General features: G+C 61.5%; 21 protein-coding genes. 7 read left to right on the forward strand and 14 right to left on the reverse strand.

Translation table 11 applies throughout. The features are described from left to right. Positions 1-9: 9 nt before the first annotated feature. Genes AC3WKX_RS10530 through AC3WKX_RS10570 form a run of 9 tightly spaced genes read right to left on the reverse strand, consistent with a single transcriptional unit; the run spans position 10 to position 7,679 of the window. Positions 10-981 carry a fimbrial protein gene (locus tag AC3WKX_RS10530; protein ID WP_102606257.1) on the reverse strand — a complete coding sequence of 324 codons (972 nt, stop codon included), beginning with the start codon at positions 979-981 and terminating at the stop codon, positions 10-12. Between the two features lie 36 nt (positions 982-1,017). Then, positions 1,018-1,551, reverse strand: coding sequence for a fimbrial protein (locus AC3WKX_RS10535; RefSeq protein ID WP_023659210.1), 534 nt, complete (start codon positions 1,549-1,551; stop codon positions 1,018-1,020). Between the two features lie 11 nt (positions 1,552-1,562). Then, positions 1,563-2,042: a fimbrial protein gene (locus AC3WKX_RS10540; RefSeq protein WP_003216426.1), complete on the reverse strand. Its 480-nt coding sequence runs from the start codon at positions 2,040-2,042 to the stop codon at positions 1,563-1,565. 14 nt (positions 2,043-2,056) lie between these two features. Continuing rightward, complete coding sequence (locus tag AC3WKX_RS10545; protein WP_087692799.1) at positions 2,057-2,554, reverse strand: fimbrial protein; 498 nt, start codon at positions 2,552-2,554, stop codon at positions 2,057-2,059. A gap of 10 nt (positions 2,555-2,564) precedes the next feature. Next, positions 2,565-3,146 (reverse strand): fimbrial protein, encoded by a 582-nt coding sequence (locus AC3WKX_RS10550; protein WP_102606254.1) that lies wholly within the window; start codon positions 3,144-3,146, stop codon positions 2,565-2,567. A 21-nt stretch (positions 3,147-3,167) separates the two neighbouring features. Further along, positions 3,168-3,920, reverse strand: a complete 753-nt coding sequence (locus AC3WKX_RS10555) for a fimbria/pilus periplasmic chaperone (protein ID WP_003216420.1) — start codon at positions 3,918-3,920, stop codon at positions 3,168-3,170. Continuing rightward, the gene (locus AC3WKX_RS10560) at positions 3,917-6,529 is read right to left on the reverse strand and encodes an outer membrane usher protein (protein ID WP_158244083.1); all 2,613 of its coding nucleotides are present in this window, start codon (positions 6,527-6,529) and stop codon (positions 3,917-3,919) included. The genes AC3WKX_RS10555 and AC3WKX_RS10560 overlap by 4 nt, the downstream gene beginning before the upstream one ends. 16 nt (positions 6,530-6,545) lie before the next feature. After that, the gene (locus tag AC3WKX_RS10565; protein ID WP_023659209.1) at positions 6,546-7,106 is read right to left on the reverse strand and encodes a fimbrial protein; all 561 of its coding nucleotides are present in this window, start codon (positions 7,104-7,106) and stop codon (positions 6,546-6,548) included. Between the two features lie 51 nt (positions 7,107-7,157). Beyond that, positions 7,158-7,679, reverse strand: a complete 522-nt coding sequence (locus AC3WKX_RS10570) for a fimbrial protein (RefSeq protein WP_023659208.1) — start codon at positions 7,677-7,679, stop codon at positions 7,158-7,160. A 540-nt stretch (positions 7,680-8,219) separates the two neighbouring features. Here AC3WKX_RS10570 and AC3WKX_RS10575 point away from each other — a divergent pair. Continuing rightward, positions 8,220-8,768: a PadR family transcriptional regulator gene (locus tag AC3WKX_RS10575; RefSeq protein WP_003216412.1), complete on the forward strand. Its 549-nt coding sequence runs from the start codon at positions 8,220-8,222 to the stop codon at positions 8,766-8,768. Continuing rightward, the gene (locus tag AC3WKX_RS10580) at positions 8,765-9,514 is read left to right on the forward strand and encodes a siderophore-interacting protein (RefSeq protein WP_102606252.1); all 750 of its coding nucleotides are present in this window, start codon (positions 8,765-8,767) and stop codon (positions 9,512-9,514) included. The genes AC3WKX_RS10575 and AC3WKX_RS10580 overlap by 4 nt, the downstream gene beginning before the upstream one ends. Positions 9,515-9,585: 71 nt before the next feature. Here the strand turns inward: AC3WKX_RS10580 and AC3WKX_RS10585 are convergent, their stop codons facing one another. Together AC3WKX_RS10585 and AC3WKX_RS10590 are read right to left on the reverse strand one after the other, a co-directional pair. Beyond that, positions 9,586-10,227, reverse strand: coding sequence for a Pr6Pr family membrane protein (locus tag AC3WKX_RS10585; RefSeq protein WP_003216408.1), 642 nt, complete (start codon positions 10,225-10,227; stop codon positions 9,586-9,588). A gap of 1 nt (position 10,228) precedes the next feature. Next, positions 10,229-10,465 (reverse strand): VF530 family protein, encoded by a 237-nt coding sequence (locus AC3WKX_RS10590; RefSeq protein WP_003216406.1) that lies wholly within the window; start codon positions 10,463-10,465, stop codon positions 10,229-10,231. Positions 10,466-10,842: 377 nt separating this feature from the next. On the opposite strand from AC3WKX_RS10590, the gene AC3WKX_RS10595 reads away from it, so the two are divergent. Next, positions 10,843-12,861 carry a TonB-dependent receptor gene (locus AC3WKX_RS10595; RefSeq protein ID WP_102605008.1) on the forward strand — a complete coding sequence of 673 codons (2,019 nt, stop codon included), beginning with the start codon at positions 10,843-10,845 and terminating at the stop codon, positions 12,859-12,861. A 149-nt stretch (positions 12,862-13,010) separates the two neighbouring features. Here AC3WKX_RS10595 and AC3WKX_RS10600 read toward each other — a convergent pair whose 3' ends face one another. Then, on the reverse strand, positions 13,011-15,035 hold the full coding sequence (locus AC3WKX_RS10600) for a c-type cytochrome (protein WP_102605009.1): 2,025 nt from the start codon (positions 15,033-15,035) through the stop codon (positions 13,011-13,013). Between the two features lie 223 nt (positions 15,036-15,258). On the opposite strand from AC3WKX_RS10600, the gene AC3WKX_RS10605 reads away from it, so the two are divergent. The 4 genes from AC3WKX_RS10605 to AC3WKX_RS10620 all read left to right on the forward strand — a co-directional run bounded on the left by AC3WKX_RS10605 (position 15,259) and on the right by AC3WKX_RS10620 (position 18,331). Beyond that, positions 15,259-16,461: a pyridoxal phosphate-dependent aminotransferase gene (locus AC3WKX_RS10605; RefSeq protein WP_102605010.1), complete on the forward strand. Its 1,203-nt coding sequence runs from the start codon at positions 15,259-15,261 to the stop codon at positions 16,459-16,461. Between the two features lie 39 nt (positions 16,462-16,500). Then, complete coding sequence (locus AC3WKX_RS10610; RefSeq protein WP_008435578.1) at positions 16,501-16,986, forward strand: GNAT family N-acetyltransferase; 486 nt, start codon at positions 16,501-16,503, stop codon at positions 16,984-16,986. A gap of 69 nt (positions 16,987-17,055) precedes the next feature. Then, complete coding sequence (locus AC3WKX_RS10615; RefSeq protein ID WP_003216397.1) at positions 17,056-17,553, forward strand: hypothetical protein; 498 nt, start codon at positions 17,056-17,058, stop codon at positions 17,551-17,553. Between the two features lie 73 nt (positions 17,554-17,626). Continuing rightward, complete coding sequence (locus tag AC3WKX_RS10620; RefSeq protein WP_102605011.1) at positions 17,627-18,331, forward strand: hypothetical protein; 705 nt, start codon at positions 17,627-17,629, stop codon at positions 18,329-18,331. 122 nt (positions 18,332-18,453) lie between these two features. Here the strand turns inward: AC3WKX_RS10620 and ptaA are convergent, their stop codons facing one another. Beyond that, positions 18,454-19,539 carry a pyoverdine biosynthesis transaminase PtaA gene (gene ptaA, locus AC3WKX_RS10625; protein WP_102605012.1) on the reverse strand — a complete coding sequence of 362 codons (1,086 nt, stop codon included), beginning with the start codon at positions 19,537-19,539 and terminating at the stop codon, positions 18,454-18,456. A gap of 149 nt (positions 19,540-19,688) precedes the next feature. Then, positions 19,689-21,131, reverse strand: coding sequence for a c-type cytochrome (locus tag AC3WKX_RS10630; RefSeq protein ID WP_102605013.1), 1,443 nt, complete (start codon positions 21,129-21,131; stop codon positions 19,689-19,691). Between the last annotated feature and the right edge of the window lie 3 nt (positions 21,132-21,134).

Below are 21,134 nucleotides of genomic sequence, written 5' to 3' on the forward strand. Positions count from 1 at the left end.
ATGGGTGTGTCATGGCACCCCCATTACCAGTACGCCGCTGCCGTTCAACGGCCCCTCGACAGGCAGGGACCCCGCCTGCTTGACCAGGGCGAACGTTACAACGTCGCTCCCGGAACTGTTGGTGATACGGGTCAGGAACGAGCCATTGACTCGAACCGCAGTCCCCTGACGGACAAGGGCCGTGCCCACGTTCGGATTGCTCATCACCAGCGCATTGGCGTTGAACGAGGACGGCGTGCCTTTGTAGGTAATGGTGATCGGCGTGGTAATCCCCGGGTCCGGGCACCGGTAGGTGAGCGTGCGATCGGTACGAACGGTGGTTGATAAGGGGTCGGTGCCTATCGCCCTCTGGTGCACGTTGCCGAAGTTGATTTCGATCGGTTGGTTATTGTTGATCGTGCACGACGACGGGGAGATGGTGAAGTCGTTGTTGGCGATGTACGTAAGCTGCAGGCTCGTGGAAAAGGAATCGTAGTTGTTGGTCTGGTCGAGACGTAACACGCCCAGAGTGTCACCTATTCGAATGTCGATCGGGTTGGTCGGGTTGTTGCGGATCAATATATAAGGGATGACATCGATCGGGATCGGAGACGTATTGTTAGGCATGGTCGCAATCCTGATACCCGCCTGGATAGGCGTGTTCCAATAACTGCCATTGATACGCAAGCCGGTCGTCTGGCTGACGAACTTCGGACCAGGCGACCAGGCCGGGCCGATCCTCGTCCCGGTGGCCCAGTAGTCCTGCCGTCCATCCGGGGTATAGCTGTCCGGTTCAAACCGGCATTCGATCCTCACCCCGGACAGGAGAATGCGCGGCTCATTCACCTCCAGCCGCACATTCACCGGAACCTGCAGGTTCAACGTCCCGCCAATGCTCACCCGTTGCCAATTGCCGCCATTGACCCGGCAATCAGCCGCTTTCACGGTCGTCGTGACGCCAGCCAGGGCAAGCAGCACAACGGCTCCAAATAGTCGTTTCATGTTGTTCTCTTTCATCCCATGCATAACGGTTTAGCGTTACGGATAATCCAGCGTAAACGTCGAAGTCACACGGTAGCTGCCGTGCCCGATGGTCTTGTCCCGCAGGGCATCCGGCTCACCCTGCACATAGGCCTTGAGCAGGATGACGTTGTTGCCGGGGCTCAATTTCTGTTCGTCGCCGACCTTGTTCACCGGCACCGGCTTGTCGCTCAGTGTCTCCAAACCCAGCCCGATACCAGAGGCACCGCTGCCACCGTCCAGCGCAAACAAACCGGGCAGCGCGCGGTTTTCCGCACCGTTGAACAGGATGGTCACCGAGTCGCTGATGGTGGTATTGCAGTCATCCAGGTGCAGGGTGAAACGTTTGCCCACTGAGCGTGTGTTGATGTAGAGGTGCTTGCTGGTCAGGTCCCACAGCTCCAGGGTGATGGCTTCATCGCCCGGGCGGATGGTGCAGGCCTGTTCCACCAGGTTGCCCTTGAACCTCAGGTTGTCCACCGCCTGCGCCGTGGCCGCCAGGCCGAAGGTCAGCAGCAGGGCCAGGCCCTTATGAATCATTGCGTGTCGCATACACTCGACTCCTACTGGTATTCAGCCAACAGCGTGGCCACCGCCGTGAACCCTTGGGCCTTCAGGACCGAACCCGGCCGTTTGACCGGCACCACTTCCAAGGTCGGCGGTGCCGCCAGGCTGATGTCCAGCGGCGTGTTGAGGCGAAACGGCGCGTTGTTCTGGTACAGCCGAATGCCCAGGTCAGGCGCAGTGGTCTGCAGGGCCGCGTTATCAAAGCTTGTCTCTGCGCCCTTGACGCTCAACTTCAACAGCCACGGCAGCGTGGAGGCGCCGCAGCGGATGGTGTAGCCGACGGCCCTGCGATATTTCACGCCATCGACACGCTTGGTGCCGACATCCCCGAAATCGACTTCAATCGTGCTGCCCGAATCAATCGTGCAGGGCGGCGGCTCGTTCAGCGTTCCGTTGAACGTCAGGTTGGCCGACGCAGCACTGAAAAAGCCGAAGCAACACAAGCCGAGCAACGTTCGCTGTGGCCAACATTTCATTGATCGTTTCCTCATTATTGGTACTCGATCACGAGGGTGGCGGCGGTCGCAAATGCCCCGCCCGTCAGCGTGCTGCCTGCGCGCTTGACCGGCACCGCCTGCACGACCGGAAAGGTCGGATGGGTAAACCTGAGCGGCGTGTTCAGCGGCCAGTCCGCCCCATTGGCGAAGAGCTTGACCCCCAGGTCGGTCTTGGGGGTCGAGAGCACTTTGTTATCAAACCCGGCTGCCGCGCCCTTGAGTTCCAGGGTCATCGCGTTGCTGTAAACGGGAGGACTGCAGGTGACGGTATACGGCACGTCCCGTCGATAATTCACGCCATCAATCCGTGACGTCAGCAGGTCATTGCCGAACGGCACATTCAGCGTGCCGCCGCTGTTAATCACGCACGGTGGAGGTGCAATGATGGTCGCGCGGATCGTCAGGTTGGTATCGGCCTGCACGCCCTGGCTGACCGCCCACAGCAGTCCCGCACCGATAAAAATGGCCCACGGGCCGGTTAACCTGGTCATTGTTCTGCCCTTACTCATAATTGAGCCTGAAATCCACCACGGCCCGGAATGCACCGCTGGTCAGGGGTGCCGGGGTGCGCGTGGGCTGGACGTTCCAGGTCTGCGTGTTGCGGCCCAAGGGCAAGAACAATGGCTCCCCCCTTGAACCCAGCTGTACATCGCGCCCCTGGGAATCGGTCAGGCGCAGGCCCATCCCGGTGATGCCTTGCACCTTGACCAGCCGTGAATCATCGGCATCGGCTGGTGCGATGAACGCCACCGAGAGCACCGGTTGATAAGCACTCCATGTCAGGTTCCCCGTGCGTTCACTGGCGATGCGGCCGGCGGTGCGCCGGCAATCCTCGAACAGCAGTTGAAAGGCCACGGAGGTCGCCTGGTCACCCGGCCGCTGCAACTGGCTGGCCGACACCGGGCCCAGGTCGATCGTCTGGTGCAGGGATGCCATCTCCAGGCTGCAGGGGGTTTCGTGCATGGACCCGAGAATGTTGAGCATCCCGACCATGCCCTCCACATCCTCATCATCCGCGGCGTGCACCGGCCCCATCAGGGCCAGCAACAGACCGCCCAAGACCTTCACTGTGTGCAACTTCATGACGTTCTCCGGCAGCAGGCACTACTGATTGGCCACAGACAGTTGCGTGTTCACCTTGCATGTCTCGCCACTGCAGGTGAACGCCAGCAGCGGACGGCCACCGTAATCATTCACGTAGGACAAATAGGGGGTGGTGCCGAGCTCCTTGGCAGTCGGCCCCAGGGCCTGCGTGCCTTTGGGCGGGACCATCACCGGCTCGAAGCCCGGTATGGTCTTGCCGTCCTTGCTGCTGCGCGCATCCACCAGGGTCACGTAGTAAGGCGTGGGGTTATTCACCTGGTAGTGATCGCCTTGCCGGGTAAGGGTCAGCTTTTCCTGCCATGGGTTGGACAGGTCCTGCTGGGTGGGGGTAATTGCCTGCGGCCGGTAAAACAATTTGATCCGGGTTTGCAGGGCGATTTGCAGGGTGTTGGGCTTGTCGCTGCGCGGCGGAATTTCCCGCAGGTTGAAGTAGTAGACCGTCTCCCGATCCTGGGGCAGCGATTTGGCGGCCGGCAACGCCTGGACTTTTACCTGGCTTTGCTTGCCGGGCTCCAGGCGTTGGACCGGTGGCAGCACGATCAACGGCGAGGTGATCTTGTTGCCCTCTTCATCCTCGATCCAGCCCTGGGCCAGGTACGGCAACTGAGGGTTGTTGTTGGTGATGTTGACGCTGGTTGCGTCTTTGCCACCGTCGAAAATCACGCGGGTACGGTCCAGGCCGACAGCGGCGTTGGCGCTCTGGCTCAAGACCGCCAGCAGCAGTGCATAGGTAAAACGTGTGCTGTGTTTCATGAGGATGGGTTCTCCATAGTGTTTCGCTGGCCGGTCAGGGTGGCTGGCTCGGGTGAGGCTTGATCGACGGCTACCCTCTGGCAGCGCAGTTGCAGGGCATCGGTGAACGCATCCGTTGGCAACTCGACAGGCAGCGTCAGGACGCAACGCTCGGTGCCGCCCCAGCTGACGATCATCTGCTCGCCGGCCTGAATGCCGCTCAGGTAGACATCCCCGCCGTCATTCACCACCCCGGTGTCCTGCTGCTTGCGGTTTTTCACCGTGGCGCCGAAGGGCGGTGCGCTGCCATCCGGCAGGCGAAGAACCGCCATGGCCTTCTGGCCGGAAATCACTTCCAGGGATCGGTAGCCAATGGCCCCCTCGGTGAGGGTCAGTTGCGTCACGGATTGAGTGGCCTCGACATCGCTGGGCAATTTCTCCAGGTCAACACTGGCCGCCGTACGCTGGTAGCTGGTGATGTCGGAGATGACCGCCTTGCCGAACGCGTTGCTGCGGGTCGGCGTGCCGTAGCCCCGCACGGGCACATCGGGCACACCGGCGGTATCGACCAGCAGCCGGGTTCCGCCGGTACTGGTGGTTCGATGCAGCGCCCCGCCGTAAGGCGTGAGCGTGCCGCCGCCACGCACGGATGCGCTGAGGGTGCGGTTATTGCCTTGTTGCGTCGTGGCGCTGAGGTCGATGTCGGCCTGGTCACCAATATGGCTCAGGTAGCCGCTGGCCGAGGTGTCGCTGGCACTGACCTGGTAGCTGTTACGTTCATCCAGGCGATCGGCGTAGCGTGTGGTAAAGCTGTTTTTGCCGCCGGCCCTGTTGGCATCCATCGACAGGGTGCCGGTGGGTCCCAATGGCAGGCTGACCGTCAGCGCTGCTCCGTTGTCCTTATATTGGTATTCATGGGTGCGATATAAATTCAGCGACAGGCTCATGTTCCTGACAGAGCCCACGTTGAAGTAACGAGACGCCGACAGGTTCCAGCGCTGGGTGTCCGGCCGGTTCCAATAGGTTTGTTTGTTGTAGCTGGCATACACCGTGGTGTTCAGATCGCGGAACTGTTTGTTCACCGTGACCGTATACAGCGCCTTGTTACCGCCAATGGGTTTCCAGTGTTCAATGAAGTTACCGTCTTCATCGAACACGCCGCGCCCACCCAATTCACCGTTCAACCCATAGTGCCGAGCATCCAGGTATTGGCTCATGCTCAAGTAGTTCTTCTCGGAGAACCGGTAACCGGCGAAGGTGACCTGGCTGTCGTACTCTTCAAAGTTCTTGGAATATTGAAGGCGGTAGGATTTGCCCGAAAGTGTCTGGTTCCACAGGCTGGCGCGAGACTGGGTGACGTCCAGGGAAACGGCCCCGAACGCCAGCAAATCCCGCCCCGCCCCCACCGACAGCGCACGGTAGTTGTTATCCGTTATCGCACCGCCCAGCAGTGACCAACCATTGCTGATCCCCCAGGAAAACTCGCCGGTGCCGAAAAAGTCACCGTGGGAGTGGTACTGCAGGTTGGACGGTCGCCCGGCAGACAGCTTGTAACGAACCTGCCCGGGACGCGTCAGGTAGGGAACGCCTGCCGTATCGAGCTGGAATTTCTGTACCGAACCGTCCTGCTCCTCGACCCGCACATCCAGCGTGCCGGACACGGCGTCGTTAAGGTCCTGGATCCGAAAAGGGCCTGCCGCCACCAGCGTTTCATAGAGCACACGCCCCTGCTGGCTGATGACAACCTTTGCATTGGTCTTGGCCACCCCGACCACTTCCGGTGCATAGCCCCGCAGGTTGGGCGGCAGCTGGCTTTCGTCTGACTTGAGCCCGGCACCGGTAAAGCGGAAGCTGTCGAACAGGTCCGAATACAGGTAGTCCTCGCCCAACACCAGGCGTGCCTTCAGCGCAGGAATGGCGCGATATGCGTAATAGCGACTCCACTCCAGTTTTTGCCGGCTGGCCTGCGCCTCGCGGTCTTTCTCGACACGCCCTTGCCAATCCGCCCGCAGGCGCCAGGCCCCGGCATTGGCCCCGAGTGTGCCGTTACCGCTGAGGTCATTGCGCGTACCGTCACCTTTGCGGTAGCTGGACTGCGCCGTCATGTTGTAGTCGACCAGCAGCCCCGGCACCCCCTCGTCCCAACGTGACGGCGGGTCCCAGTTGATGGCGCTGTATTCCAGGTAGGCCTGGGGAAGGTTGATGTCCAGGGTGGACGTGCCCAGGTCGGCACTGACCTCCATGCCGGGCAAGCCCGTGACATCCAGGCACTGCCCGCCCTTCCACCACTTCAGCTGGTCAGCACCGGACGCCTTGAGGCCCAGTTGCTCGACAAGCTCGCGCGATAAACAGGGCACACTGCCTTTGGGATCATCATCGGGGGCAAAGAACGCCACCGATTGTTCAGATATAGGTTGGGTATTGAGCTGGACCACCATCGAGTAGGTGCCAGGCAAGATAAACCCACTGCGTGCAAACTGAGACAGGTCAATATTGGAGCGATCAATCAGATCAAGAACGTCGGTATTAAACTCAATATCCCCGGCGCCCATTGCAGTTCCAGCCAGTGATATCAACCCGCCAAAGAGGCTGGGGCGCAGCGTATTCATGACTTTCGACGTATTCAACATACACGCAACTCAATCTTCAAAAGTATTCCAACTTGAACCGCACTGCCGCGCGGTGAGCCCCTGCCAACAGCGGCACTCCGTTGCCCACCAGGCGGAGCCTGTAATGAAGTGTCATGTCGCCATCAACCACCGGCAGCAGCGCCATCGGCACTCCCGGCACACTCACCTGGCCAGCGGCGTCCTCAATATGGAAAGCAACCCCCTGCGAGGCCCCAAAGGCCGCAAAGGTGCGCCCGCCCATATCGCTGGGCCCGTCGAACGTCACGCGAAGATGCTCCCAGTCCGGCAGCGTTTCGCCGGGGCGCAGCGGGTCGGGACGCGTCACGGTGCAGTTGACCAGCCGTAGCTGGAACGGCTGCATTTGCCCCGCGCCCTCTCGCAACAGGCGGCCGATGGGTTCGGGAGGCATGTCGATAGTCTGATCGGCAGTGACCGCTTCCAGCCCGCAGGCCGAGTCGATGATCTCGCCTCCCAGCGTGACGAGCCCATCGCCTTGCACACGCGTCTGCGCGGCATCACAAGGGCTGATGAACAACGTCAATGAAGAGGCAATAGCGAGACTTATGAATGTTTTCACCTTGATCTCCCGCCAGTTTTCCCCCGCCACCAGTGGTGGCGGGGGAAACACTTACTGATAAGCCAAGGTGAAGTTGGTGACCGCGCTGAAATCACCAGGAACGATGTCGCCTGTCGCCTGGCCTTGTACGTAGGCGCCGAACTGCAGGGTGTTATTACCGGCAACAATGGCCTGCGGAGTGGTTGGCACGCCCAGCTCAATCGCTTTGCCGCCGTGGGTCATCATGATGCCGATGCCGCCCGCGCTGCCGACCGTGCCGATGCCGCCAGGCACAACGCTGGACGGTGCACCGGTGAAGGTAGTGGTCACGGTGTTATCGGTGAGGCCAGACAGGTCGCACCCTTCAAGCTCGATCGCCACGGGGCGGGCGGTGGACTTGCCGCCGGATTGCAACTGATGCTTTGCAATAGCGCCAAGTGCAACTGACTGATCCACAGACTCAGGCTTGATAGAGCAAGCACCCGAATGGACCGAACCGGTAAATGTAATCGTCCCGTCCGCCGCATTAGCAACAGAGATCGAACCCGCCAACAGGCCGACAGTCAACAGCGCAGCTTTTACTTTAGTCTTCATTTGCAGAGGCTCACATGTATTAAAAATCAAAACGAAATCCTGGCTTAGTTGCGCACAGGACTTAATTAACCCAGCGCCAGAACAATTTCCTGAAGCAATGGAAATCGGATGCTTTCCAATTACTTGTATTGCAATTCAGGAGTTCGTTCGAGGCCGGGCAATTATCCATTTCGATTTTGAATATGAAAGCCGGTCGATTCGCTTATTCACGTAGCCTTGTCACACCAAGACACATAGGAAAATTATGGCACTTTGCCAAAACCTTTGAATCAACCGTAAGAAACGGACTACATCAACTTAACGAGAATGATTTAGTGCAGAACAAGTCCGTAAGAATAGGATTACATATTATAAAAAACAACAGTAATTACTGGGGCACGCCAACTAACAAGTTGGCGCATATGTCGAAAGGGTCAGTGCGCTGATCGGCCCGTTTCGAGTCCCGTCTCACAAGACGCGAGATGACCGTTCGTCTGCCGGGGTTGCGGCGGCAATAAGATATATCTTACGTTGTATCTAAACCAAACGAGAGCACCCGAAATGAGAGACCATCATTCACACCGCGACCCCGGTGACAGCCGCGACGGCTTCGACAAACGTCCAGGCCGCGAGCGCGGCGGCCGTGGCCCACGGGTCTTCGCCCCCGGCGACCTGAAACTGCTGCTGCCGGCGCTGATCGCCGAACAGCCGTGCCATGGCTACGACCTGATTCGCCGGATCGAGACCCTGTTCGACGGCGCCTACAGCCCCAGCCCCGGCGTGATCTACCCCACGCTGACCTTTCTCGAAGAAAGCGAACTGATTACCGGCGACGCCGAAGACGGAAAAAAACGCTACACAATCACCGACGCCGGTCGTCTCTTCTTAAGCGAACAGGCGGTTGCCCTCGAAGGCATTCGCATGCGCATGGATGTGAGCAAACGTTCGCTGCGGGGCCAGGACCGTCCGCCGGAAATCCACGAGGCGGTGCATAACCTGCGCCACGCCTTGCATTCGCACCACGGGCGCTGGAGCCCGGAAGAAATCGTTCGTGTCGCGGCGCTGCTCAACAGCACCGCCCAAGCCATTGCCGACGGGAAAGCTCAATGAATACCCAAGCCATCCACCGCGTGACCCACGAAATCAAACGCCGCCGCCTCGAAGTCCTGCGGGTGGTCGACATCACCCCGCGCATGCGCCGCATCACCCTGGGCGGGCCGGAACTGGCGGGCTTTATCAGCCTGGGCAGTGACGATCACATCAAGCTGCTGTTCCCACAGAACGCCGCCGAACAAGCGGCGCTGGACAGCCCCGACTTCAACCTGCGCGGCGACGGCCCGCAACCCGCCATGCGCGACTACACCCCACGCCGGTACGAGCTGGACATCGGCGAGCTGGACATCGACTTCGTGCTGCATGGCGATGGCCCTGCCTCCACCTGGGCCGAGCAGGCCAAGGTCGGTCAGCACCTGCACATCGGCGGGCCGCGTGGCTCGATGATCGTGCCGGATATCTTCGACAGCTACCTGTTGATCGGCGATGAAACCGCGATTCCGGCGATTGCCCGGCGCCTGGACGAATTGCCGGCGGGGCGCAAGGTATTGGCGGTGATAGAGATCGCCAATGCGGCGGAACAGCAGCCGCTGGCCAGCGCTGCCGAAGTGGAAGTGATCTGGGTGGTGCGCGGCCAGGATGACCTGCTCGAGACGGTGCACAACCTGACGCTGCCGGGCGGTTCGCTGTACAGCTTTGTCGCCACCGAGAGCAAGCTGTCGCGCCAGGTACGGCGGGTGCTGCTGGACACGCACAACGTCAATGAGGCATTCCTCAAGGCCGTGGGTTACTGGCAACAGTGATCCCTGTAGGAGCGAGCTTGCTCGCGAAGAACCTGAGAGCGCCGCGTTAAACCAGACACACTGCGTTATCGTTAACGTTCTTCGCGAGCAAGCTCGCTCCTACAGATTTTATCCAGCCCCACCACCCCCAGAGCAATCAGCACAAACCCCACCAGAATCCCCCCGGCATTGATGAACACCTGTGGATAACCCAGGGTGTCCACGTTAATGAACGGGTACTGATACAGCCCCCACACATACCCGCGCAACAACGCATAGGCGAAGTACACCACCGGGTAAATCACCCACAGCCCGATGTGTTTGAGGCGCAGACTGCCCTTGGGCACGCACCACCACCAATACGCGACAAACACCAACGGCATCACGTCGTGCAGCAGCTCGTCCGCCACAAACTGCACCCCCGCAGGCTGCCACATGTGGCGCAACAACAGGCTGTAGGCGAGGCTGACCACGACAATGCTCACGGCAATCCCGCTGCTGACTACGGGCCCGAGGAAGAACCGGCTCGCCGCGGTTGGCCGTTGCACCCACGCATGGGTCAACACCACCGCCACCAGGGTGTTGGTGAGCACGGTGAAGAAGCTGAAGAAATTCACCAGGCCCGGCAACAGGCTGGCGCCATCGACCCAGCGGAAGTAGAAAATGATGTACTGCTGCAGCGCCAGGCCGGCCCAACCGCCGAGGGCTGCGAGGCCGATAAGGTGACGTTTCACCTCAGTCCTCGACCGGTCGCTTGGTGCGCATCAACTTCACGTACAAACCTTCGACCTTCTCACGCGCCCACGGGGTCTTGCGCAGGAACGACAGGCTCGACTTGATGCTCGGGTCACTGGAAAAACAGCGGATGTTGATGCGCTCGGCAAGGCCTTCCCATTGGTAATGCGCCACCAGCGCGGTGAGGACCTGTTCCAGGGTGACGCCGTGCAGTGGGTCTTTGTTTGTCGCGGTCATGCCGGGCCTTTTGTGCAGAAAAGAAGAAAACGAAGCCGCGCACCTTAGCGGACGGGCCGTGCGGGTGGAAGCGTTGCCTTCACTATAGGCCACTGTTCGATCGTTCCCACGCCCTGCATGGGAATGCCGAACTGGACGCTCTGCGTCCCTCGGTCGACGCAAATTTTAACCTGCGCAATGGTGACGCAGAGCGTCACGGCATGCATTTCCACGCAGAGCGTGGGAGTGATCGGCGTGGGAGTGATCGAGCGGGGTTTGGGAAAGTTCCCCTTGGCAGGGAAAAAAGTAATGTTATATTGTAACTATAACTATCAAAGGGTATCGAATCCCTTACCGTTTTCAGCCTTCTCTTTTTGCCGTTTGCCAAGGAACGACCGATGTCCCTCTCTTCTCTCTGGCGCCTCACCCCGCTGGCCGCCGCCCTGTTGATCACCTCCCAGGCCAACGCCCTGGAACTGCAACCCCAAGTCATCACCGGCAACCCGCTGGGCAGCGAAACCCTCGCCTCGCCCACCACCGTGCTGGAAGGCGATGACCTGACCCTGCAACAAAAAGGCAGCCTGGGTGAAACCCTGAACAAGCAGCCCGGTGTGTCGTCGTCGTACTTCGGCCCGGGGGCCAGCCGGCCGATCATTCGTGGCCAGGATGGCGACCGCATTCGCGTCCTGCGCAATGGTGTGGGCGCGCTGGATGCCTCGTCGTTGTCCTATGACCACGCCGTGCCGCTGGACCCGGTCAACGTCGACCGCATCGAAATCGTGCGTGGCCCGGCCGCCCTGCTCTATGGCGGCAGCGCCATCGGCGGCGTGGTCAATACCTTCGACAACCGCATCCCCACCGAAGCCATCGAAGGCATTCACGGGGCCGGTGAATTGCGCTACGGCGGCGCCGACACCACTCGCAGCAGCGCCGGCAAACTGGAAGCCGGCAACGGCACCTTCGCCTTGCACCTGGACGCCAGTGCGCGGGAATTCAACGACCTGAAAATCCCCGGTTTTGCCCGCAGCCGTCATGCACCGCCAAGCGAAGACGGTGAAGGCAAGAACGGTCGCCTCGGCAACAGCGACGGACGCCAGGACGGTGGTGCAGTCGGCGGTTCCTACACTTGGGACGACGGTTACGCCGGGCTGTCCTACAGCAACTACGACAGCAACTACGGCTCCCCGGCCGAGCAGGACGTGCGCATCCGCATGAAGCAGGATCACTACGCCTTTGCGTCCGAAATTCGCAACCTGCAAGGCCCGTTCACCTCGGTCAAACTCGACGCCGGCTATACCGACTACAAGCACATGGAAATCGAAGGCGGCGAGACCGGCACCACCTTCAAGAACAAGGGCTACGAAGCCCGGGTGGAAGCGCGACACTTGCCGATCGGGCCGTTCAACGGCGTGGTGGGTGCCCAAGTCAGTCGCAATGAATTCTCGGCCCTGGGTGAAGAAGCCTTCGTGCCGCAGACCGATACCAACGCCGGCGCGCTGTTTATCCTCGAAGAAATGCAGGCCACCGAGCACCTCAAGCTGAGCCTCGGCGGGCGCCTGGAACACACCAACGTCGACCCGGACGGCAAAGGCAACGCACGCTTCGCCAATGCCGACAAATCCGCCGACTTCACCGCCGGCAGCCTGTCGTCCGGCGCGGTGTACACCCTCACGCCGATCTGGTCCCTGGCCGCCACCCTCGGCTACACCGAACGTGCCCCGACCTTCTACGAGCTGTATGCCAACGGCGCTCACGTCGCCACCGGCACCTATGAACTGGGCGACGCCAACCTGTCGAAAGAAAAAGCCGTGTCCAGCGACCTGGCACTGCGCTTCGACAACGGCACCCACAAGGGCAGCTTCGGCGTGTTCTACAGCCACTTCGCCAACTACATCGGCCTGCTGGGCAGCGGTCGCACCTTGAATGACGAAGGCGAGGAAGACGCCGGCGGCATCCCTGAGTACAAATATTCCGGTGTGCGTGCGCGTTTCGCAGGCTTTGAAGCCCAGGATCACATCAAGCTGGGGGAAGGTGCGTACGGCAAGTTCGCGCTGGAACTGTCGGGCGACTACACCCGTGCAACCAACCTGGACACGGGTGAAGCGTTGCCCCGCATTGCACCGTTGCGTTTGAACAGCGGCCTCTTGTGGGAACTGGATCGCTGGCAGGCGCGGATTGACGTTGAACACGCGGCGGGCCAGGGGCGGGTGCCGGATAACGAAAGCGGTACCGACGGCTACACCACGTTGGGCGCCAGCGCCGGCTACCGCTTCAATGTCGGCGGCAGCCAGTGGCTGGCGTTCGTCAACGGCGAGAACCTGACGAACCAGACCGTGCGCTACGCCAGCTCGATCCTGCGGGACATCGCCCCGGCGCCGGGTCGAAGTGTGCAGGTCGGTCTGCGTACCACCTTTTAAAAGCTGATTGAAACCTCTGTGGCGAGGGAGCTTGCTCCCGCTGGAGTGCGTAGCGCTCCCACTATTTTGGGGCCGCTGCGCAGCCCAGCGGGAGCAAGCTCCCTCGCCACAATAAGCACTTTTGCTACAGTCCCGGTGTTCACGCTTTACTAGTACCGCGCATCCACAGGCTTACCCCCCTTCGGCCAGTCCTTCACCTTGTCCGGGAAATCCGGACGAGGTTGTTGGGAGAAGTACGCTGCCACATCCACCGCCTCCTGATCCGACAACCCGCCCTGCCCCAACGGGAATTTCTCGTGAAAACCGATCGGCATGTTGCGTTTGACGAACGCCGCCGCCGTGTACAGCCGCGCCATCCCCGCCCCGATATTGAACGACTGCTCGCCCCACAACGGCGGGTACACCAACTCGCCATCCGCCCGCGTCAACCCTTGGCCATTGTCGCCATGGCACACCGCGCATTGCCGGGCGTACACCTGCCTGCCATTCTGCATATCCGGCTTGATCGCCGGGTCGACCTTGCCCACCCCGCGCCCGGCGACTTTATCTTCGGGCCTGGTGTTGTTTTTCATCCAGTCGAAGTACGCCACCATCGCCTGCATATCCGCCGATTCCGCTGGCAACGGCTTGCCATTCATCGAGCGACGGAAGCAGCCGTTGATCCGCTCTTCCAGGCTCACCACCTTGCCCGCACGCGGCGCATAGCTCGGGAAAAATGCCGAGACGCCCACAAACGGCGAACCATCCGCCACGGTGCCGGCGTTGAGATGGCAGCTGGTGCAGTTCAGCGAGTTGCCCACGTTATTGGGCAGCAGTTCCTTGGTCTGCAGGTGCAGGCGCATGCCGCGTACCACCTGATCGGCATTCGGCGCCGCCAACAATTCGGCCAGGCGTGGGGTTTCAAACGCTGACGAGTCGGTGGTGACCGGGTTGAGCTGGCCGCGCATTTTCTTCACTTGGGCAGCCGTGACAGGCGTGCCTTCGTTGCCCCAACGGCTGCGCACGAAACTGAGGATTTCAGCGATTTCCTGATCCGCCAACCGCGCAAACCCAGGCATGGTGTAGACCCGTGGATGGGCTGCGGTCTCGGCGGTTTCCCAACCGGTGAGGGTGATGTGCAGCAGTGACGTCGGGTTGTTCGAGGCAACGCTCGGGTTGCCGGCCAACGGCGGGAACAGCCCTTTCACCCCGCCGCCATCGCTGCGGTGGCAGTCACTGCAAAACTGCATATAGCCCAGGCCACCACGGCTGGTGAACAAGTCCTTGGGCGGTGCGGCGGGTTCGTGGGCCACGGCGGGCATCGGCAGGTCGTCCTTGCCCGGCGGCAGGGATTTGAGATACGTCGCGATGGCGGTCAAATCGGCATCGGTGAAGTGTTGGGTACTGTGATGAATCACATCCGCCATGTTGCCCGCGACCGTGGCAAAGCGGTTCTGCCCGGTCTTGAGCAATTGCACGGTGTCGTCCACCGTCCACAGGTTGCGCAGGCTCAAGGCGCGCCAGTGCTCGACAGTCTCACCGGCCAGGTAATGCCGGCCACTGCGGCCCGCGTCGCTCATGGCTTTTTCCTGGAAGGCGATGCCGCGCGGGGTGTGGCACGAGCCGCAGTGGCCCAGGCCCTGGACGAGGTAGGCGCCACGGTTAAGCACGTCATCCTTCGCCGGGTCCGGCACGAATGGTTGCTTGTCGAGAAACGCCAAATTCCACAACGCCAGGCCCCAGCGCTGGTTGAACGGGAAGCCCATCTCGGCGTCCAGGTTGGGTTTGTTCACCGCCTCCACGCCCTGCATCAGGTAGGCGAACAAGGCGCGCATGTCGCCTTCGCTCATCCTCGCGTAGGACGGGTAAGGCATCGCCGGGTACAGGTTCTGCCCGGCCGGCGTCACGCCTTCACGCATCACCCGGTCGAACTGCTCGAAGGTGTACTGGCCGATGCCGGTGTCACGGTCCGGGGTGATGTTGCTCGAATAGATCGTGCCCATCGGCGTGCCCAGTTCCAGCCCGCCGGCCATCTGCGCGCCTTGCCTGGCGGTGTGGCAGGCGATGCAGTCGCCCAGTTGGGCAACGTATTTGCCCTGTTCGATCAGCGTGGGGTCGGCTTCGTTGGCGTGCAGGGGAAGGGAAAGGCACAGCACCACCCCCACAAGGCCCAGACGTGACAGGGGAAAAATCATCGCACTATTCCTTTAATAACCCGGCCTGGGGCGGTCCCCTCGGCGCAGGTCTGCAATCGTTTTTATTGGGTCATCAGGCAGATAACCGGGGCATGGTCAGCCCCAGCTTCGTTGTAGCGGATTTTTTGCGCGCGGCCCTTGATGTGGATCAGGCGGCATGTTCTACAGTGGAACTGAAATTGACTAATTGACGCGGGCATCGATGTCGGCGAGGAGAGCAAGGATGCGTTATTCACCCTTTGTGGGGCGCATTGGCGGCGAATCCGTCAGTGCCTGGGATATTCACTACGCCGCCGCCGAAGCCCAACTGCGTGGCGAAGACGTGATTGTGCTCAGTGTCGGCGACCCGGATTTCGCCACACACAGCGCGATCTGTGAAACCGCCGTGGACGCCCTGCGCGCCGGCGACACCCACTACACCCCTGTGCTCGGCCGCCCGAAACTGCGGGAAGCCATCGCAGCCCGGCAGAGCCTGCTGCAAGGGATTACGGTGCACGCCGACAATATCGCCCTGGTCGCCGGCGCGCAGAATGGCCTGTTCGCGGCCTGCTTGTGCCTGTTCAGCCACGGCGATGAAGTGCTGGTGCCGGAGCCGATGTACCTGACCTACGAGGCCTGTGTCCAAGCCTCGGGGGCACGCATTAAAACCGTCGAACAACCGGCCGCCAACGGCTTTCGCCTGACCCGCACCGCGCTGCAAGCCGCGATTACCGACAAGACCCGGGGCATCGCCCTCGCTACACCGTGCAACCCCACCGGCAATGTCTACTGCCGCGAAGAGCTGGAAGCCGTCGCCGAAGTGGCACGCGCCCACGACCTGTGGGTGATTTGCGATGAAGTGTATGGGCAGCTCATCTATGACGATCAACACCTGAGCATCAGCGCGTTACCCGGCATGGCCGAGCGCACGGTGGTGCTCAACAGCCTGTCGAAGAGCCACGCCATGACCGGCTGGCGGGTTGGCTGGGTGGCAGGCCCGCCCACATTGATCAACCATCTGGAAAACTTGCTGCTGTGCATGATTTACGGCCTGCCAGGGTTTATCCAGGCGGCGGCGCTCAAGGCACTGGAACTGGATGAGGCCTTGGTCAGCGATGCCCGTGCGGTGTATCGGCGCCGGCGTGACCTGGTGGTGAACGCGTTGAGTGCGATCAGCGAGCTGGACTGCCGAGTCCCCCAGGCGGGCATGTTCATGCTGGTGGACGTACGCCGCACCGGGCTCAGCGGCCGGGAATTCGCCTGGCAACTGTATCGCCAGACCGGCGTATCGGTGCTTGACGCCCAGGCGTTTGGCCCCAGCGCCGAAGGGTTTGTGCGGGTTTCGTTTACCGTCGCCGATGACACCCTCAGGGAGGCTTGCCAGCGCATTGCCGGCTTCGTCGAAGGGCTTGGGGCCGACGCCGCGCCTTTACGTGATCGCCGATAACGGGCATAAAACGCCCTTTGCCCCGTTCGAAGGACTGCCATGTCTCAAGGATTGACCTATCGCCAGGCGCACCTGGATGACCTGCACACCCTGTGCGTGCTGGGCCAGCCGCTGAACCGCCTGCACCACCAGGAACGGCCCGATATCTACCGTGACGCCACCGACCAGGTGGAGCGCGACCAGTCCCATTGGCGGCCCTGCCTGACCAGCCGGGTTCAGGCGGTGTTTCTTGCCGAGCAGCACGGCGTTGGTGTTGGATTTATCACCGCGCAAATCATCGAGACCGCCAGCCCGTTGTTGCAGCCGCTGCGTGTTGCCAGGATCGGCTCGATCTGCGTGCTGGAGGCACACCGCGGCCAGGGCATTGGCCGTGAACTGATGGCGCTCGCCGAACGCTGGGCCATCCGCCAGGGCGCCCGGGATTTGCGCCTGACCGTCTGGGCCTTCAACGAACCGGCGCAGCGGCTGTACGAGGAATTGGGCTACGAAAAACGCGCCTTCGAAATGGGCAAGCGCCTCGGTTAAATCGATGGACAAGCCACGCGCGGCCCGGCGAATATCGACGCCCAACTTCATCAGGCACGGACGCTGACCATGCTCGACATTCTTCAGGGCACGCCCCTTTGGGTGTACGCCGTTTATCTGTGGATCTGCTGGTACGGGATCAAAGCCACCCGCGGCAGCCGAGAAAACCACCGGTCACTGGTTATTCTGCCGGTGGTGCTGGTGATCTGGTCGCTGTTGTCCATTGAGCATTCAACGCTGTCGATCGGTTGCTGGCTGGGCGGTGCCGCCGTGGGCTGCCTGTTGGCGATGGCGATGTTCACCGCCAAGGGTGCAAGCCTCGATGGCCACACGCTGGTGCTGCCCGGCACCTGGAAAATCCTGCTGATCTCCCAACTGTTCTTCGCCGTGAAGTATTACCTCGGTTACCAGCACGCCGTGCACCCGTTGCTGTCGAGCACCGCGCCAATGCTGGCCCTGGCGGGCGGGGCTTCGGGTTTTACCGTTGGGCTGTTTTGCGGGCGGGCGATCAAGCTGCAGCGGGCGTTGGCATCATTCAACCGGGATGAGGGCATTGTGCTGCCTTGACCTGATCCCCCTCCCCGCTGAAAATGCGCGACGCTTTTCCCGTCTCCCCGTTTACTGAAGTAGTGAAATTTCAATGTCTGATTCCCGCACCGAAGAATCCGTAGTCGCCTTGCAATCCAAAGCTGAATACGAAAACGCCATCAATCTTTCACAGCACGTGCCGGCGGCCAAGACCATCAGTGAAATGGTGCTGGACGCGTTCCACACCTCCAAGGAAAGCGACCAGATCCGCGAGCTGCGCGTGGCCATCCGCCAGGCCCACGACGCTTTCGACGACGACAAGGCCTACGACCTGATGGGCGAGCTCAAGCAGCTCAAGGACGCCGAAGCCGCCGACAACGCCGCCCTCGAAGACCTGAACAGCAAGTTCTCCATCAGCCGCATCCTGTCCAGCTTCAAGGACGACCCGGAGTTTCAGGAGCTGGTCTACGGCCTGGCCCTCAAGGTGCTGAACCAGACCCACCAGGCCATCAGCAACCCGAGCGCCGGCAAAGGCAAGGCTTCCCGCCCGAAGAAGGAAGTGGAAGTGTTCGCCATCAGCAAGGACGGCATCAGCGTCACCCTGCCGCTGCGTTCGCCGCGCTCCAAGCCGAACGTCGACCGTGAGGCGTTTGAATTCCTCGGCTTTACCTTTGTCGGTGAAGGTGACGAGGCGGAACTGGAAGTTGAAACCTTTGTGGATAACTCGGGCGCCGAGCAGCCACTGACGCGTAAAAGCATCATTACGGCATTGCAGCAGCAAACCGCATTTGATGGCTACAGCATCGCCCAGCAGTAACCCGATCTAAATGTGGGAGCGGGCTTGCTCGCGAAGACGCTGGGTCAGTCACGTATGCATTGACTGACACTCCGCTTTCGCGAGCAAGCCCGCTCCCACATTTGACCTGCGTCGCAGCGAATTCAGCCTACGACTTGAGCCGCAAACACCTCGCGAAACCGCTGCATCTCATCAGCGTTGCCCACGGTGACCCGCACCCACTGCGGCCAGTTTTGCCACACGCGCCCTATCTTCACGCCCTGCTCGCCCAGCCGCTCGATGACCTGTCCCGCCGGACGGCGCACATCAATCATGAAGCAGTTGCTGTGAGACGCCGTGCAGGTGAATCCGCGGTTTTTTAGCCAGGCCACCGTCTCATCCCGCAACCGGGTATTGAGTGCCTTGCGCGCCGGCACCAGTTGCGCATCCGCAAGGCTGGCGCGGGCGGCCAGCAGGCTGGCGGCCGCCGGCACGTTGTCCCCGCCAAACACCGCCAGTTGTTCCAGCAGCTGCGGATGACCGATCGCAAGCCCCAGGCGTGCGCCGGCCAGGCCATAGATTTTCGAGAACGTGCGCAGCACCAGCAAGTCATCATGGTCCTTGACCCACGCCACACAACTGGGTGCGTCACTGAAGTCGATGTAGGCCTCGTCCACCAGCAAAATGCTGCCCTGGGGTTTGCGCGCCAGTGCCTGTTCGATGGCCTTGGCGGGTGTGAGGGTGCCGGTGGGATTGTTCGGGTTGCAGAGGTAGATCAGGCCGGGCTGGCGGTCAACGGTGAGCATGGCGGGAAGGTCATGGGCGTGATCGGCGTTGAGGTCCACTTCATGCACCCTGGCCTTGCACGACTCGGCTGCCTGGCGCGGAACTTCGTAGGAAGGCGTGGCCATCACCAGGCTGCGGGTTTCGCTGGTAAACGCCAGCACCGCGTAGCGCAACGCGGCCATGGAGCCGGCGAACACCGCCACCTGTTCCTCCAGAATGCCTTGCTGTTTGGCAAACTGTTCGACCAGCGCGTACATGTCCGGGTACGGGTAGCGCCCCGAAACGGCAATACCGCGCTGCATGGCCTGCCGCGCAGCCGGCGAGGGCCCGTAGGGGCTTTCGTTGTAGTTGAGCAGCACCTGGGGCGCCGCCACGGCGGGGCTTGCCTCAGCCCAGTCCAGGCGACCCAGCAACGGCAAGACCGCGCCCAGTGCGATCAGGGAACGACGACTCACGTTGACCATGAAGACCTCTCCTTGTCGGCTCGCAGCTTCAGGTGCGGGATTCGCCCCCGTTCCTGCAATTGGGTATGACGAGGAAAACAGCCGGTGATTTACCCAACCAACAAAAAGCCCCGCACTTCATACCGAAGGCGGGGCTTTTGCGTTTCCGGCTAGTTGGAATGAAAACGCCGGTTCAACGCGATCCGCTTGGCCTCCACTGCCCGCAGGTGTTGGTGGTGACGGCGCCACAGCAACAGCACGATGATCAGCACCAGCACCACCAGGCCACCGCCCCACAACAGGTACGGCATGGCCGTGATCAACAACGGCGCATCCCCACCGCGACGCAGGCTGGTGACTTCTTCGGAACTGACGCTCAACGCCGGGTTGCCGAAGGTGTGCAGGCTGTAGTTGGCGATGGCGGCGATTTGCGCGTCGTTCAGGTCACCGCCCAGGGCCGGCATGCTCACGGCGCCGTCGGCACCTTTGCGGTCGATGCCCGCGATGATCGCCATCACCAGGTTGTTGGCCTGGTTGCCGTTGAGCGCGGTGTTGAGGCTCAGGGACGGGTAGAACTTGTCAGCCGAGCCCTGGCCATCGCGGCCGTGGCAGCTGGAGCAGGCCGAGTTGTAGAGGCGTGCGCCATCCAGGCCAGTGGCGTCGGCCAGTGAGGCTTGATCGCCCTGGCCGGTTTCCAGGGTGCTCATGTCCACCGGCTTGACGTCACGCACCACCCGCTTGGTTTGCCCGGGATCGCGGATCGGCGGCACGCTGTGCAGGTAGGCGGCCATGGCATGCAGGTCGCTGTCGCTGAGGTAGCGGAAGCTGTTTTCCACGGCTTCGGCCATGCCGCCCGCGGCTTGGGCCTTGTCGGCGAGGTGACCGTTTTTCAGGAAGTTGACCAAGTCGTCCTCGCTCCAGTCGCCGAGGCCACTGACCTTGTCGGAGGTGATGTTGGGCGCAACCCAGCCCCCCAGTTTGGCGCCGGCCAGGTACTGGCTGTTGTCCTCGGCCATCAAGGCGTTACGTGGGGTGTGGCAGGCGCCGCAGTGGGCTAGGTTGTCCACCAGGTACTGGCCACGGCTGGTCTGTTCGGTGGCGTCGGGCTTGGGCACAAAACCCTGGCTGTCGAGGAACACCAGGTTCCAGCCGAACATCAGTTGGCGGATGTTGAACGGGAACGCCAGGTGCGTTTCCGGCACCGGCTGGTCCACGGCTTTGACGCCCTGTTGCAGGTACACATACAAGGCGTGGATGTCGTCATCGCTCATGCCCTGGTAAGAGGTGTAGGGCATCGCCGGGTACAGGTGCTGGCCCTTGGCGTTGATGCCTTTGCGCAAGGCGTCCGCCAGTTGCTGCTCGGTGTAGTCGCCGATGCCGTAGGCCTTGGACGGGGTGATGTTGCTGGAGATGATCTTGCCCATGGGCGAGTCGATCACATACCCGCCGGCCAGCGGCGCGCCGCCATTCTCGGCGGTACGGTGGCAGGCTTCGCAGTCGCCGGCACGGGCGACATACGCACCTTTCTGAATCAGCGCGGCAGTGTCTTCAGCGGCAAACACCGGCAACGCGGTGAGCAGCAAGGCCAGCAATGGAAATTTAAGCAATCCCATGAC

It is taken from the genome of Pseudomonas sp. GP01-A4, assembly GCF_058780865.1.